General features: G+C 29.1%; 12 protein-coding genes. 4 read left to right on the top strand and 8 right to left on the bottom strand.

What is annotated here, in order from left to right; all coding sequences use genetic code 11:
• Window position 1: 1 nt before the first annotated feature.
• Entirely contained in the window at window positions 2-1321 is a 1320-nt protein-coding gene (locus tag LPB03_RS10205; protein WP_083187208.1) for a glycoside hydrolase 5 family protein, read from the top strand.
• A 40-nt stretch (window positions 1322-1361) separates the two neighbouring features.
• On the opposite strand, the gene LPB03_RS10200 is transcribed toward LPB03_RS10205, so the two are convergent.
• The 8 genes from LPB03_RS10200 to LPB03_RS10165 form a co-directional block, all read right to left on the bottom strand.
• Window positions 1362-2783, bottom strand: a complete 1422-nt coding sequence (locus tag LPB03_RS10200; protein ID WP_065319514.1) for a TolB family protein — start codon at window positions 2781-2783, stop codon at window positions 1362-1364.
• Window positions 2784-2853: 70 nt separating this feature from the next.
• The gene (locus tag LPB03_RS10195) at window positions 2854-3909 is read right to left on the bottom strand and encodes a T9SS type A sorting domain-containing protein (protein ID WP_083187205.1); all 1056 of its coding nucleotides are present in this window, start codon (window positions 3907-3909) and stop codon (window positions 2854-2856) included.
• Window positions 3910-4037: 128 nt separating this feature from the next.
• The gene (bglX, locus tag LPB03_RS10190) at window positions 4038-6320 is read right to left on the bottom strand and encodes a beta-glucosidase BglX (RefSeq protein WP_065319512.1); all 2283 of its coding nucleotides are present in this window, start codon (window positions 6318-6320) and stop codon (window positions 4038-4040) included.
• A 34-nt stretch (window positions 6321-6354) separates the two neighbouring features.
• Window positions 6355-7731 carry a GH1 family beta-glucosidase gene (locus tag LPB03_RS10185; RefSeq protein WP_065319511.1) on the bottom strand — a complete coding sequence of 459 codons (1377 nt, stop codon included), beginning with the start codon at window positions 7729-7731 and terminating at the stop codon, window positions 6355-6357.
• Between the two features lie 24 nt (window positions 7732-7755).
• Complete coding sequence (locus tag LPB03_RS10180) at window positions 7756-9126, bottom strand: sialate O-acetylesterase (RefSeq protein ID WP_065319510.1); 1371 nt, start codon at window positions 9124-9126, stop codon at window positions 7756-7758.
• 3 nt (window positions 9127-9129) lie between these two features.
• The gene (locus tag LPB03_RS10175; protein WP_139058966.1) at window positions 9130-10140 is read right to left on the bottom strand and encodes an SGNH/GDSL hydrolase family protein; all 1011 of its coding nucleotides are present in this window, start codon (window positions 10138-10140) and stop codon (window positions 9130-9132) included.
• 170 nt (window positions 10141-10310) lie between these two features.
• Entirely contained in the window at window positions 10311-11183 is an 873-nt protein-coding gene (locus tag LPB03_RS10170; RefSeq protein ID WP_065319508.1) for an AraC family transcriptional regulator, read from the bottom strand.
• 16 nt (window positions 11184-11199) lie between these two features.
• Entirely contained in the window at window positions 11200-12222 is a 1023-nt protein-coding gene (locus tag LPB03_RS10165; protein WP_065319507.1) for a glycoside hydrolase family 5 protein, read from the bottom strand.
• 710 nt (window positions 12223-12932) lie between these two features.
• Here LPB03_RS10165 and uxaC point away from each other — a divergent pair.
• Genes uxaC through LPB03_RS10150 form a run of 3 tightly spaced genes read left to right on the top strand, consistent with a single transcriptional unit; the run spans window position 12933 to window position 15826 of the window.
• Window positions 12933-14336 (top strand): glucuronate isomerase, encoded by a 1404-nt coding sequence (gene uxaC, locus LPB03_RS10160; RefSeq protein ID WP_065319506.1) that lies wholly within the window; start codon window positions 12933-12935, stop codon window positions 14334-14336.
• A 22-nt stretch (window positions 14337-14358) separates the two neighbouring features.
• Entirely contained in the window at window positions 14359-15333 is a 975-nt protein-coding gene (locus tag LPB03_RS10155; protein ID WP_065319505.1) for a TRAP transporter substrate-binding protein, read from the top strand.
• A 55-nt stretch (window positions 15334-15388) separates the two neighbouring features.
• A complete protein-coding gene (locus tag LPB03_RS10150; protein WP_231953087.1) occupies window positions 15389-15826 on the top strand; it encodes a TRAP transporter small permease in 438 nt (145 codons plus the stop codon).
• Window position 15827 lies beyond the last annotated feature (1 nt).

Genomic DNA, 15827 nt, shown 5'->3' with positions numbered 1-15827 from the left:
AATGAGTATCAAAAAAACATTACTAATCGTTGTTGTCTTTACTTTTTTTTACGCCTGTAAAAGTACAAGTGTAAAATCAAAAGTTAAACCCACTAAAATAGAAAGAATTACTGTTAAAGATTCTAAATTTTATAAGGGTGAAAAACCTTATTATTTTGTCGGAGCAAATTATTGGTATGGTCCATTATTAGGAGCTAAAAATACTGGTGACAGAAAACGTCTTATTAAAGAGTTAGATTTAATGAAATCCGCAGGAATAGATAATCTTAGAATTTTAGTTGGAGCAGAAGGAGATGGAGGAGACTCAAGAGTTCACCCTGCTTTACAGCCAAAACAAGGTGTTTACAATGAAGATTTATTAGATGGCTTAGATTTTCTGATGGCAGAAATGCGTAAAAGAAATATGTATGCAGTTTTATATTTAAATAACAACTGGATTTGGTCTGGAGGTATGTCTGAATATTTAAAATGGAATGATTATGGTGATATTCCAAACCCGTTCTTAGAACAATATTCTTGGGATGAATTCATGACATATACAAGTAAATTTCATAGCTGTGAACCTTGTAAAGAAGCTTTTTACAAGCATATTAAATTTATTATTGGAAGAACAAACCCTTATACTGGTATAAAATATTCTGAAGACAATATAGTAATGTCTTGGCAAGTTGCTAATGAACCAAGAGTTTTAATGACGCCCAAACACGAAAAAGCATTTGCTGGCTGGTTAGATAAAACTGTAAGTTTATTTAAAGAATTAGCTCCAAATACATTAGTTTCAACAGGAACAGAAGGGAAACATGGTTTTTTACAAGATACAGATATGTTTCAAAGGTTACATACTAATAAAAATATAGACTTTTTAGACATGCATATGTGGCCAAAAAATTGGGGATGGTATGATATTGAAAATGAAGAAAAATCTACATATGAATCTATTGATAAAGCAATAGAATACATGAACGAACACATTGTAGTTGCAAACAACATAAATAAGCCAATTGTAATGTCGGAATTTGGTTTTCCAAGAGCAAAAGAAAGTTTATCTCCTACAGCATCTGTGAAATATAGAAATATATTTTACAAAGCAATTTGTGAAGAAATAGTAAAAAGCAAGGCCAATAATGGTGCTTTAGCTGGCTTAAATTTCTGGGGATTTGCTGGTTTCGCAAAAACAAATCCATTAAATGGAAAATGGCAACATGGAGATGATTTTAGTGCAGATCCACCACAAGAACCACAGGGTTTAAATTCTGTATTTGCATCTGATGTTTCAACATTGCAACTCATTAAGGAAGCAAATATCAATTTAATTAAATAATTTAAAAAAGTCAAAAACTAAGTTTTTGACTTTTTTTTTATTAATTACTATTCGTAATAAAAGCAATTCTTCTGCTGTCTTTTGACCAACTTGGAACATTAATTGATCCTTGACCTCCATAAATATAAGCAATAATCTTAGGATCAGAACTTAAATCTGTAGGCATTAAACGCAAAGTACACTGTTTGTAAAAAGGATGATCACCAAAACTTATATCTGGTGGAAATGATATAAAAACAATCCATTTTCCATTTGGAGAAATGTGTGGGAACCAATCTTTATAATTGGTATCAAAAGTTAATTGTTTAGGGTTTTTACCATCAGAATCCATTCTCCACAATTGCATGTTTCCTGTTCTGTTGGAATTGAAATAAATATATTTTCCATCTGGTGAATATTCAGAACCATCATCTAAATCTTTTGTGTCTGTTAATTGAAATTCTTTTTTAGTGTCAACATCAATTCCATAAATATCATATTTTCCTTTTCTATGAGCTGTATAAATTAACGTTTTATTGTCTGGAGAAATTCCATGTAAATAAGAGTTTCCTATTTTGTCTAATGTTATTTTCTTTGGATTTTTTTCTCCTTTCGGATTCATAACATAAATTGAAGAATCTCCATAATCATCTTTATTATGATGACTGATTCCTAACAACTTCTCATCAAAAGAAAACACATGATCATTGTTATTTTTATTTGCAAAACCAGTTTCTATTTGTGAAACTTCTTTTGATTTTAAATGAAATTTATAAAGAAATCCGTTGGAATTATAAACCATTTCTTTGTCAGAATTTATCCAATTTGGAGCTTGAATAGAATGTGCAGAATGCAAAATAGTTTTTCTTAAACCTGTTTTTATATTTAATATCTCTAAGTTACTACCAATATAATATTGATAAGGTATAAAATCTTTTTTAGCAGGTGTTATGATTCTTACATTGGTAAAGTTTATTTCTATTGGTTTTTTTGATGTAATAAATAACCCAACAAAAACTTCATTAAATAAATGTTTGTCTATAATTTTAATTGTTGAAAAAGGGTCTCCAAATTTAGCAATAGATAAAATATAATTATTTCCTATCCTTTCTAACTGAATAACATTTGGAACATAATTTTCTATATTTACTTTCTTTGATTGATTGTTTTTATCATCATTAAAGTTTAAAAAATAATTTCCTTTTTCATCAATAAAAGCAGAAATATTTGAGGAGTTTAAGCTTAAATTGTTACGAATATTCCAACCAATTTTAACATCAAAATTTATATTTGTAATAGTAAAATGTGCTCTTAATATAAAATCTCCTTGTATAGATTTATATAAAAAATGAGAAGATTCTTTTTTATCGGTTTTTAAAAAATTGTAAGATTGGTTTCTCTTAATGTAGACAAAATCTGCTTTATTTTTTTTATTGTTAAAGCTAGTTTTATTTTCAAAAACGCCAAAATTTTCATCAATCATAAATACTAATTTTATATAAAAAAAACCTCTATAAAAATTTATAAAGGGTTGTTTTGGAATATAAAAAAGGTTACTTTTTTATAAATTTAAATTGCTTTTTATTATCCGTAGTTAAAATATAAATTCCTTTCGAGAAACTAGAAACATCAATAGATTTTATGTCTTTAGTATTAGAAATCGATTTAACTGTTCTACCCATAATATCGCAAATCTTAATAGATGTAGCTTCTAATTTACTATTTTTAATAAATAAATTATCAGATACTGGATTTGGGTACATAACTATTCCATCTGCATTAATGTCTTCTAAACCAGCAACTGTTGGAGCCGTAATAATTAATAAGTTCTGCTTATCCGTAAATGATGCCCATGAAGGATCATGTAGAGATACATAAACTCTGTATAATTGATTTGTTAAATCTGCACTAGCAGTTGTAGCTTCAGGTATTAATAAAGTTCTAGTAACATCTGTTCCATCTGAATCTGTTGCTGGTGCTGGGTTTAAATATTCAGCAATTATTTCACCTCCATTATCATCGCCAATCCAGTCCCATTCATTATCATATTTTCTAACGGCAAATTTTAAAATACCTTCAGCAAGTAAAGTATAATTAACAGAAACCTCAATACTTTCTCCTGCTTCTACTGTAGCAGAAGGTGTGCTAAGAAATGTAACAGTATTTAAAACTGTACTAGCTGCATTAATTGTAACAGTATTATTAGCTTGAATACCATAACTATTTAATTGAGCTAAACTTGTACTTCCATCTTTCAATTGCAACATTACAGCATAAACTTCAGGTGCAATATCTGCACTTGTATCAGCTATTCCAGTTAGAGTTATAGTTTCATTAACGGTAGTTGCTGTTGCTGCAATATCAACAGATATTGTGTGCCAATTTACACTTGTATTCCAATCAATTTCTGAACCACTGTTTTGTGATTTATACAAAGCAATTTCAATAGTCCCTGCAACAGTTGAGGTATAATCAAAAGAAATGTTTAATGTTCCTCCTAATTCAATAGGATTATTGCCCATACTAAAATTAGTAATAGTACCTGTTTGTGCATTAAGGCTTAAAACACTTAACATAAAGATAAATAGATAAAGTAATTTTGTTTTCATAAGATTTTTATTTTTAATAAGTTAATAGTTACTAAATATAATAAAAATAATGCAACCGATTGTTTTTTTGCAGAATAATATATGAAAATGATAATATACTTTAGATTATAACAATATGAAAATAAAAATTATTTTAGCTCAAAACTCGTTTCATGCACTGTAATAGAACTTCCACCAACAAAAACTTTAAAATCTCCAGGTTCAACAATGTATTTTCCATCATTATTATAAAAACCTAAAGTTTCTTTATTTAAAGTAAAATTAATTGTCTTTGTTTCCCCAGCTTTTAATGCTGTTAATTCAAATCCTTTTAATTCTCTTACAGGTCTTGTTATACTTCCAAATAAATCTCTTATATAAAGTTGTACAACTTCTTTTCCATCAACAGAACTTGTGTTTTTAACGTTTACAGAAACGTTAATGTCATTTCCAATTTCAAAAGATGTTCCGTTTAATTTTAAATCAGAATATTCAAAAGTTGAATAACTTAAACCATACCCAAAAGGATATAAAGGTGTTTTTTCAACATCCATATAATGAGACCAAAATACATTACCATCTTTATCAATAGGTCTTCCTGTATTTTTATAATTGTAATAAATAGGAACTTGACCTACATTTCTAGGAAAAGACATTGGTAATTTTCCACTAGGATTATAATCTCCATATAAAACTTGTGCCACTGCATTTCCTGTTTGAGTTCCTAATTGCCAAGCTTCAACAATTGCAGGTATGTGTTTATCTGCCCAAGTTATTGCCAATGGTCTACCATTATTTAACACTAAAACAATGTTTTTATTTACCTTATAAACTGCTTCTAATAATTCTTGTTGAACACCTGGTAATTGAAGGTTTGTTCTACTTCTTCCTTCCCCTGTTTGAAAACCATGTTCTCCTAAAACCATTACTACAACATCAGATTGTTTTGCAATTTTGATAGCTTCGTCAAAATCACTTTTATCTGTTGTGTTTACTACCACTTCATTAAGAAATGATTGCTTACCTATAAAAAATTCTGCTCCTTTTGCAAAGGTTAATTCATTGCCTTTATAAGCTTGCATTCCTTCTAAAACTGAAACTGCTGTTTCATCATCAGATGCAATTCTCCAACTTCCTAGAGGACTCGTTTTATCATTAGCCAAAGCACCAATTAAAGCAATTTTTTGACCTTCTTTTTTAAGTGGTAATAAATTGTTTTCATTTTTTAATAAAACAATCGATTTTTTTGCCATATCTAATACTGCTTCATGATGTTTTGGATTTCCAATCATTTCTTTTTCACGAGCTTCATCACAATATTTATATGGGTTTTCGAATAAACCAAGTTCGAACTTAACACGTAAAATTCTACGAACAGCATCATCTAGAATAGCTTCTTTAACAACATCGTCTTTTACTAATTGTGCTAATTCTTCTATATAAACATTCCCTTCCATATCCATATCAGAACCTGCTATAGATGCAATTTTTGCTGCTTCACGTTTGTCTTTTGCATGTCCCCAATTAATCATTTCGTTTATAGAAGCCCAATCTGAAATCACAAAACCATCAAAATTCCATTTTCCTTTTAAAATATCTCTTTGTAAAAATGAGCTTCCTGTAACAGGAACTCCATTTATTTCATTAAAAGAATTCATTACAGTTCTAAGATTGGCATTTACAGCTGCTTTAAATGGTGGTAACACAATATTGTGTAACGTTGATGTTCCAATATCTACTGTGTTATATTCTTTACCTGCTTCTGCAAAACCATAAGCCGCAAAATGTTTTGCACATGCTGCAATTGTATTTGTTGCTGATAAATCATTACCTTGAAAACCATGAACACGTGCTTCTGCAATTCTACTTCCTAAAAAAGGATCTTCTCCTGCACCTTCCATAACTCTTCCCCAACGTGCGTCTCTTACAATGTCTACATTTGGTCCAAATGTCCAATTAATTCCAACTGCAGAAGCTTCTGCTGCTGCAACTTCTGCCGATTTTTTTATAGCTGCTAAATCCCAACTTGCAGCTTCTGCTAATGGAATTGGACTTAGTGTTTTATAACCATGAATTACATCAAAGCCAATAATTAACGGAATTCCTAAACGCGATTCTTCTACAACAATTTTTTGAACTGCTCTTACTTCTTTAACGCCTCTAACAGACAACATAGAACCTACCCAGCCTTTGCGTAAATGTTCGTATTTTTTTTCTGCACTTCCACCTTCTGGAATAGGACCAGTTACATCCCAAAAACCATTATATTGATTCATTTGACCCACTTTTTCTTCAATAGTCATTAATTGTAAAAGTGAATCTACTTTACGCTCAATTTCTTGTTTTGTATTTATTTTTTTTTCTTGACCTTTTATAGTTTTACATTTCATTGAAACTAAAATAATTACGCTCAATATTAATAGTTTTTTCATTTGTATATTTATTTAAAAAGTTTGATTGTAAAAATTACCAACCTTTATTTGTAATGATTTTTTTAAACCATAAAGCAGATGCTTTTGGAATTCTTTTTAGTGTTTTATAATCTATGTAGTTAATTCCAAAACGAACAGAAAAACCAGAAGCCCATTCAAAATTATCAAAAAGACTCCATGCAAAATAGCCTTTTAAATTGATTCCATCTTTAATTGCTTTGTTACAGGCTTCTAAATATTGTCTGTAATAATCTAATCTTTCTAGATCATTAACTTCTCCATTTTCTAATTTGTCATTACAAGCAAAACCATTTTCTGTAATATAGATATCAGGGTTATGATAACGTTTGCTAATCCATTCTAATAAATTATAACATCCCCAAGGCACAACAGCCCAATTAAATGCAGTTAATGGCCAGTTTTTATCTTGTGATAAAATTACATCTTGATCTTCAGAAATACCTCCATTTCCATAAACACTACTTTTTTTTCCTGAATGATCATCTTCTGCTGCATACATGGTTGTGTAATGATTTAAGCCAAAGAAATCTGAAGAATTTTTAATCAATTCTTTTTCTTCGTCTGTAAATTTCGGCAATCTATCTCCAAGTCTATCTTTCATTACTTGTGGATAATCTCCAAAATATATTGGATCTGCAAACCATCCTAAGAAAAATAGTAAAGCACGTTCTGCAGCTTCAATATCTGCAGGTTTGTCTGTAAATGGTTCTCTCCAATCGCAATTATTTGTAATTCCAATGAAACCTTTTTGATGTTTAAAGCTTGTTTTATAAAGTTTTACAGCTTTTGCATGGGCTAAAATTAAATGATGTGCTGCCAAATATGGTTCTGTATTAGAAACTCTTCCTGGAGCAAAAACACCTTGTCCATACCCTAAAATTGCAACAACCCAAGGTTCGTTTATAGTAATCCAATTTTTAACACGATCACCAAATCTTTCAAAACAAAGTTTTGCATATTCTTCAAAAACATCAACAATATCTGGTTTTAACCAACCATCATTTTCCATTTCAAGAGCCAAAGGCAAATCCCAATGATATAAAGTTACCCAAGGCACAATATCGTTCTTTAATAATTCATCTATAAGATTTGAATAAAATTGAATGCCCTCTTCATTTACTTTTCCTTTTCCTTCTGGCATAATTCTGGCCCAAGAAATTGAAAAACGATAGGCTTTAAAACCTTGCGATTTTAACAAGGCAACATCTTCTTTATATTTATGATAATGATCTATGGCAATATTTCCGTTTTCGTTATTTTTTATTCGGTTAGGAATAGTGCAAAAGCTATCCCAAATAGAAGGTCCTTTTCCATTTGCATCATGAGCTCCTTCAATTTGATAAGCTGAAGTTGCAGTTCCCCATATAAAATCATTTGGAAATTTAATCATATAGTAATTAGGTGGTTAATTGGTTTAGTTTTCTGTAGTAAAAGTTGATAGAGGAAGATTCGCATTATTAAATACGTTTGACTGGGAAGTATTTTTCCAAGCAAATCGAACATATTTTGGGTTTTTAACTTTTTTTGATGAAAGGAGAATTTTTTCATCTTTTAATTTCGCTTTAGCAGTATAAAAAACTTTATTATCATCAGATATTTCAAATAATGATTTTTTATCTTTTATGCACAAACCCTCTGCATTTTTAAAATAAAGAATTGCTTTTTTTCCTTCAAAATCTATCTTATCTATTTCTGGACTTTCTACTAATCCACTAATTTTTTGATAGTGATTTTTCAATGCTATATTTGCCAATCTAACTCCAACTGTTTTTTTATCTTTTGGATGAATATCATCAATAGTTGAAACATCATCTATAATTACCATTCCTGTTTTATCAACAGCTTTAGAGACAACTCTTTGTGCGTTTCTAACCTCTGCTCCACCAAAATGATCATCACCATATTTATAAGGTGCAATTTGAACAAAGTAAAAAGGGAATTCTTTTTTCCATAATTTTCTCCATGAGTTTATTAATGTAGAAAATGTTTTATCGTAGTTTTTTGCACCAACATTACTTTCTCCTTGATACCAAAGAGCGCCAGCAATATTATAACCAACTAGTGGATTTATCATTGCATTAAAAGCACGTGCAGGTTCAGTTGGTCCCCACTCAACAGGTTTTAACTTTTTAGCGGCTTCATTTACTAAAGAATTATTTTTTATAGCTTCTTCTGGCATCCAAATTTCTGCTGGAGTTCCTCCCCAAGCAGAAATTATTAATCCAACAGGAATATCTTTATATTCTTCCTGGATTCGTTTTGCAAAAAAGTACGCTATTGCACTTGAATTTTTCATGGTTTCTGGCGAAGAAACTTGCCAGTTTGCAGGCATATTTTGTTGTAGAGATGTTGCCGATATTTTTGGAACATTAAAAAAACGAATATTAGGCTGATTTGCTTTTTCAACTTCATCCATGTTTTTAATTATCCAAGAAGCAGACATTTCCATATTAGATTGTCCTGAACACAACCAAACTTCACCAATTAAAATATCTTTTAAAACGATTTCATTATAACCTTTTATTGATACTGTATATGGTCCTCCATAACTAGGAGTTTTTATAATTAGCTCCCATTTTGCTTGATTGTTAGTTTTTGTTTTATAAATTTCATTGGTCCAAGAAGGCTGAATTGTAACTTCTTCATTTGGATTTGCCCAACCCCAAAATTTAACCTCATCATTTTGCTGTAAAACCATATGATCTGAAAAAACACTTGGTAAAATTACATTTGCCAAAGAAATTTGGGATAAAAAAAATAAAAAATATAAAATCTGTTTCTTCATTGATTATTGATTTAATACCTGTTTAAAAAAAGGTAACAATTGTGTTGCAATTTCTTTATGATCTTGAATACTTGGATGATAATTACAACCATTTACAAGAAGCTCATCGAACTCGAAAATCTTAATTTCTTTGTCTTTAAAATGGTCTTTTACATTTTTTAAACAAGATATTAAAGTCGTGTTTTTATCACCAGAAACCATTGGGCTATTTAATAAAACAACTTGGGTGTTTGGGTAATGACTGTAAATCGTTTCAACAAAATTAATGTAGTTTTCAGTGTATTTTTCTTCATTAAAAGGCAAGCGATTTTTAACTCCATCTCCATCAGACATGTCATTTGTTCCTAAACAAATACTTACCATATCTGGTTGAGTTTTAAAAGCGTATTTTTTTGAACTATCTGTATTTAAATACAAGTTTTCGTAAACTTGAGGCATAATTGGTTCCTCAATATTTTCATCATTCCAGTTTCTATACATTCCCATTCCTGAAACTGAACTTAAAATAAAATCTGCATTTAATGTTCTTGCCAATCTTGGGCCATAAGCCAAATAAGCATTGTGTTGATCTATATATTCACCTTCATTACAATCAATATCACTATTATCTGCCAAAGCACCACAGGTTATAGAATCGCCAATAAACTCAATTAAAAAAGGTTTTTCATCCGTTGAAATTAAATCAAATGCATCAAATCCATGAAAAATTATGTTTCCACTAGAAGCTTCTGTTGCTTTATAAATTCCTATTTTATTGCTTTCTTTTTTAGGTGTTTTTAATGTGATTTTTTGAATACTATCTCCTTCTAATTTATATCTTTTTTGATATTCATCATTTATTGCAATCACAAAATAGTTGCGAACGGTGTTTTCTGATTGTACATATATAGTTACAGAATCTCCTTTTACAGTAAATTCTGCAGATGATGCAGAACTAATTAATGCAGTTTTGGTATCAGAAATTTTCTCAAACCTTCCTGAATATTTTATTAACTTGTTTGTTGAATTGTACATTTTTTGACTTTTTTCTTTGCAAGAAAATAACAGCAAGAGAAAAACGATTGGTAAAAAAGATTTAGACATTTGTTATATATTTTAACAGGATAAAATTAAGATAAATATTTGCTGAATTTTTACAGTAAATTATCAAAATTTGGTATTATTTATACATTTAAAAATAAAACTTATTTGAATCGTTGTATTGATTTAAATTCTGATTTAAATTTACTTGGTGTAATATTTTTAGATTTTTTAAAAAATCGATTAAAATTTGCAATGCTATTAAAACCACATTTATAGCCTATTTCTCCAATTGATAAATCTGTTTCTACTAAAAATTTTGTTGCGTAACTAATTCTTGTATCATTTGTAAACTCGATAAACGTTTTTCCTGTTCTTTTTTTTATAAAGCGATTAAAAGAGCTTTGACTCATATTTACCAAATCAGAAATTTCATGTAAAGAGATTTTTCGCGCATAATTTTCGTTTAAAAAATCATGCACTTTTTTAATTTTTTCACTGCCTTCAAATTGGTTGTTTCTTTCTATATTAGTAGAAAGTATAAGTTGGTTTTTTGAATTGGCTAGTTCTTCAAGAAGTTTTAAAAGTTTTACAAAATCATCAATACCATTTTTTGATGAAAGTGCTTTTATTTTTGACATTAAATGTATGGCTGTTTTTTCATCAAAAAGCACACCTTGTTTAGATCTTGCAAATAAATCTTTTATAGGTTTAAAGTTTTTTAAAGAGAGTAATTTTTCACTAAATAAATTTTCATGAAACTGAATGGTAATTTCATAAATTTTATTTCTTTTACAGTTATATGTTTCCCAACCATGCTCTAAATTAGAACCTACTAAAACGAGTTCAACATCGCCAATTTCTTCCATAGAGCTTCCTACAACTCTTCTAATTCCTCTTCCGTTTAAAATAAAATTTAACTCGTATTCTGGATGAAAATGAATTGGAAAATCAAATTTTTGCTTTACGCGATCAATTATCAAGAAAACATCTTCTGGTTTTAAGAGTGTAATTTCTCGATTAATATTTTCGGTCATTTTAGTGTATTCAGGGTTACTTTTTGTTGTAATTATAAGAATTTATTTTCTTTTTAAAATATTTACCATGTCTAGATGGTGTGTAAGTTTCAAAATCTTCAAATAATTTTGGCGCCCATTGTGCATCAAAAACCCAAATTACATAAGAAATTTCCTTTTCATCACAATAATTAGTTATTGCATCTCCATAAGTGTCATCATCATTAATAACAGGTTGGTGAGAACCTTCATCCTCTGTATGAGAAAACCCTATTTCTGTAAGAATTACAGGATATTTTTGTTTTACAAATCCCCAATCTTCTGTCCATTTATCTTCCCAAGGTTGTTCTCTTTTTTGTGGATAAGGATGACTTACATATCCAATTCCTGTTGCATTTATTGGGTTTTCTTTTACTGGCGTTAAATCATAAGCCCAATTAAAACCAGCAACTAAAGGTATTCCTTCTCCACCATTTGCTCTAATAATTGTAATCATTTCTTCATTCATTTCTTTCCATTCTAGCCAAGAAATTGTACCTAAAGTGTTGTTATACATTGTTGGCTCATTAAACAATTCGTAAAAAGCAACGGTTTTATTTTTACCATATTTTACAGCTATTGTACGCCAAAAATCAAATGTTTGTTTTAGAGTTGTGTCATATCTATCATGATGATACATTTGGGTTTTTAAATTACCTATACTATGCCAATCAATAATAACGTGCATTTGTAATTCTGTTGCCCATTTTATTCCATCATCTAAAAGACTTAAATAATTTTCTTTCCCTCTTTCTGTCCAAGCACTTGGATGCACAGGAAAACGAACAATGTTTCCTCCCCATTTTTTTATTTCTTTAAAGTACGATTTTTTCCACTGATTTTGTTTTTCAAGTTTATCAGGATCACTAGTGTTATATCCTCTAAAAACAATTGTGTCATTTTTTTCATTGATAAAACTATTGCCTTTTACAGAGATTCTATCTAAAGTTTTTTGTGTAAAAGCAATATTAAAAGTTAAGCAAAAACTAACTAAAAGAATAAATTTATTTTTTGAAATCATTTGTATTTATATTATACGTTACAAGTTATCGGAATAATTTTCAATTGAAAAATAAATCTTTGAATTTGATTAAATACTAAAAGAAATTGACAATATTGTATATTATTGTAAGACACTGCACTATGTTTTGAGGTAAAGTTTGTATGTAAGAGTACCAATCTTATAAATTTTTGTGCTGTAATTTGATGCGATCATGCTTTCAGTACTATTATTATGATAATTTCTTATATTGAGTTTTATGATTAGCTGCTTTAAAAGTAGCTGTTAAAAATTAGCTACCCTTTTATATTTGGTTTTTTTTTATTTGTTTAATTTTTTATTATTTTCTGTTTATTCCACAATAATTATTTGAATTAAACAAACTCATATTAATTACTTTAACAAAAAACTTAAAATAAAAGAAAAAAAATCAGGTTTTCTTATTATATATTTTATATTTGTGCAATCGATTACATCTGTATTTTAGAAAAGATAAATCTAGAAATGAAGTAGCTGTTTTAGAGTTAGAATTAACTAAAACTGTAAATTCTAGAACACTTAGAGAATATATAGTAAATGGAAAAATCCATATGATTTAGCAGTTGTAGCTATAATTTTATCAAGTAAAGCTAGCTATTTTTATAAACGGATATATTTTGTATTTTGATGGTGGGTTTTTAACAAAAATAGGTAATCCATTAAACGAAGTTTAAAATTTTAAAAAAGAGATAATGAAGAAAAGTTTTATAAACGATAACTTTTTATTAGAAAATAAGTACGCTGAAGAATTATACCATAATTACTCTAAACAACAACCAATAATAGATTATCATAATCACCTATCTCCACAATTAATTGCAGAAGATAAAGTATTTGATAATTTAACTCAAGTATGGATAAATGGCGACCATTATAAATGGCGTGCAATGCGAACTTTAGGTATCAATGAGAAATTTATTACGGGTGATGCTTCTGATAAAGATAAATTTATGAAATGGGCAAAAACAGTGCCTTACACCATGCGTAACCCTTTGTATCATTGGACACATTTAGAGCTAGCACGTTATTTTGATGTGTATGATTTATTAAATGAGAAATCTGCAGAAAAAATCTACGAACAAGTTTCAGTAAAAGTAAACACAAAAGATTATAGCACACAAAATTTATTACGCAAAGTAAATGCAGAATATGTTTGTACCACTGAAGACCCAACAGATACTTTAGAATATCATCAACAGATTAGAAAAAATAATATTGATATTAAAGTTGGTACCTCTTTTAGACCAGATAAAGCTATTTTAATTTCTAATGATGGTTATAACGACTATATCAATGCTTTAGGGAAAGCCTCAAATTTATCAATAAATAGTTTTGATGATTTATGTGATGCTTTAAAAAATAGAATTGACTTTTTTGATAAAAACGGATGTAGCGTTTGCGACCATGGTTTAGATCAAATTTATTTTGAAAACTTTACAGAAAGTGAAGTAAAAGCGATCTTTAAAAAGAAAAGAGAAGGCAATAATTTAACACAAGATGAAGCTTTAAAATTCCAAAGTGCACTTCTAATATTTTTAGCAGAAACCTATCATCAATATGGTTGGGTGCAACAATTTCATTTAGGAGCTTTAAGAAACAATAATGCACGTATGCATCGTATTTTAGGGCCAGATACAGGTTGGGATTCTATAGGCGATTATCCACAAGCACAAAAATTATCAGCATTTTTAAATGCTTTAGACAGTAAGGATAAATTAACCAAAACAATCATTTATAACTTAAACCCTGCCGATAATGAAGTTATGGCTACTATGATTGGTAACTTTAATGATGGGAGTGTTAGAGGTAAAGTTCAGTTTGGTTCTGGATGGTGGTTTTTAGATCAAAAAGATGGAATGACCAAACAATTAAACGCTTTGTCTAACATGGGTTTAATAAGTTGTTTTATTGGAATGCTAACAGATTCTAGAAGCTTCTTGTCTTTTCCAAGACATGAGTATTTTAGAAGAATCTTATGTAATCTTTTAGGTGATGAAATTAAAAGAGGAGAATTACCAAAAGAAGAAATGGAATGGATTGGTAATATGGTAGCAGATATAAGCTACAATAATGCGAAAAACTATTTTAAAATATAAATCAAATAAAAATTTTTAATATATGCGTTTTAAATTTTTTTTATTAATAATTATGTGTGTAAGTGTTATTTCTTGTGAAAAATCAAGAGATACTAAAGTGCTTTATTTAGCGCACACTTTACCCCAAACACACCCAGTGCATAAAGGTATTTTAGAGTTTCAAAGATTATTAGAATCAAAATCAAACGGAAAATTAAAGGTCAAAATTTTTCCTGATGGTCAATTAGGTTCTGAAAGAGAAAGTTTAGAATTATTGCAAATTGGAAGTGTTGCTGCAACTAAAGTGAGTGCATCTATATTGTCTAATTTTGTGCCAGAATACAATGTTTTAGGAATACCCTACTTATTTAAAGATAGAGAACATCAATTTAGTGTTTTAGAGGGACCTATTGGAAAATCAATTTTAGAAAAAGGTTCTAAATTCTGGCTACGTGGATTATGTTATTATGATGCAGGAAGTAGAAGCTTTTACACAAGTACCAAAGCTATTAGAACACCAGGAGATTTAAAAGGACTTAAAATAAGAGTACAAAATAATCAAATGGCAATTAATATGGTAAATTCTATGGGAGGAGCTGCTACACCTATGGCCTATGGAGAATTGTATGCTGCAATTCAACAAGGAGTTGTAGATGGGGCAGAAAATAATCCTCCATCCTTTGTTTCTTCAAATCATTACGAAATAAGCAAATATTACACGCTCGATGAGCATTCTTCTGTACCCGATGTTTTATTGATTGGAACAAAATATTGGAATAAATTATCTAAAGAAGAAAGAGTTTGGGTGCAAGAAGCAGCAGATGAATCTGCACAAGCACAAAAAGAATATTGGAGAGAATCTGTTAATGAATCTATGAAACTAATTAAAGAGAGAGGTGTAGAGGTTATTATTCCAGAAAAATCTTTGTTTGCTGAAGAATCAAAAAATGTTGTTGTAGAATTTATAAAAGAATTTCCAGAGATGGCACCTTTAGTAAATGAAATAAAAAATAATTAAAATGAATACATCTAAACTTATTTTTGATAAGGTTAATAAAACTCTCGAATGGTTTATGATAACTATTTTTGCTTTATTAGTCTTAGACGTTTTATTTCAAGTATTTTCTAGATACCTGATGGGTACTTCTTTCACTTGGACCGAAGAATTTGCAAGGTTTTCTTTAATCTGGATGACTGTTTTAGGTGCAGCATACCTTAATGCAAAAAGAGAGCATTTATCTATGGATTTTTTGTATCAAAAACTATCACTAAAGAATAAAAGAAAAGCCTCAATAATAATTGAAGTATTTGTGTTTCTTTTTGCACTTATAGTAATGGTTATTGGTGGTTTAAATTTAGTTTACACAACATTACACTTAGATCAATTATCTGGAACTTTACGTATTCCTTTAGGTTATGTATATGCTGTATTGCCATTTAGTGGTTTTTTAATCATGTGCTTTTCTGTTTACCACATGGCAAATATTTATTCTAATAAAAACAATATTTAAT

Origin of the sequence: Polaribacter vadi, from assembly GCF_001761365.1 — a bacterium.
In the GTDB taxonomy this organism is placed as follows: domain Bacteria; phylum Bacteroidota; class Bacteroidia; order Flavobacteriales; family Flavobacteriaceae; genus Polaribacter; species Polaribacter vadi.
The sequence above is the reverse complement of the archived record's forward strand: the minus strand, read 5'-3'. Positions and strand labels throughout refer to the sequence as shown.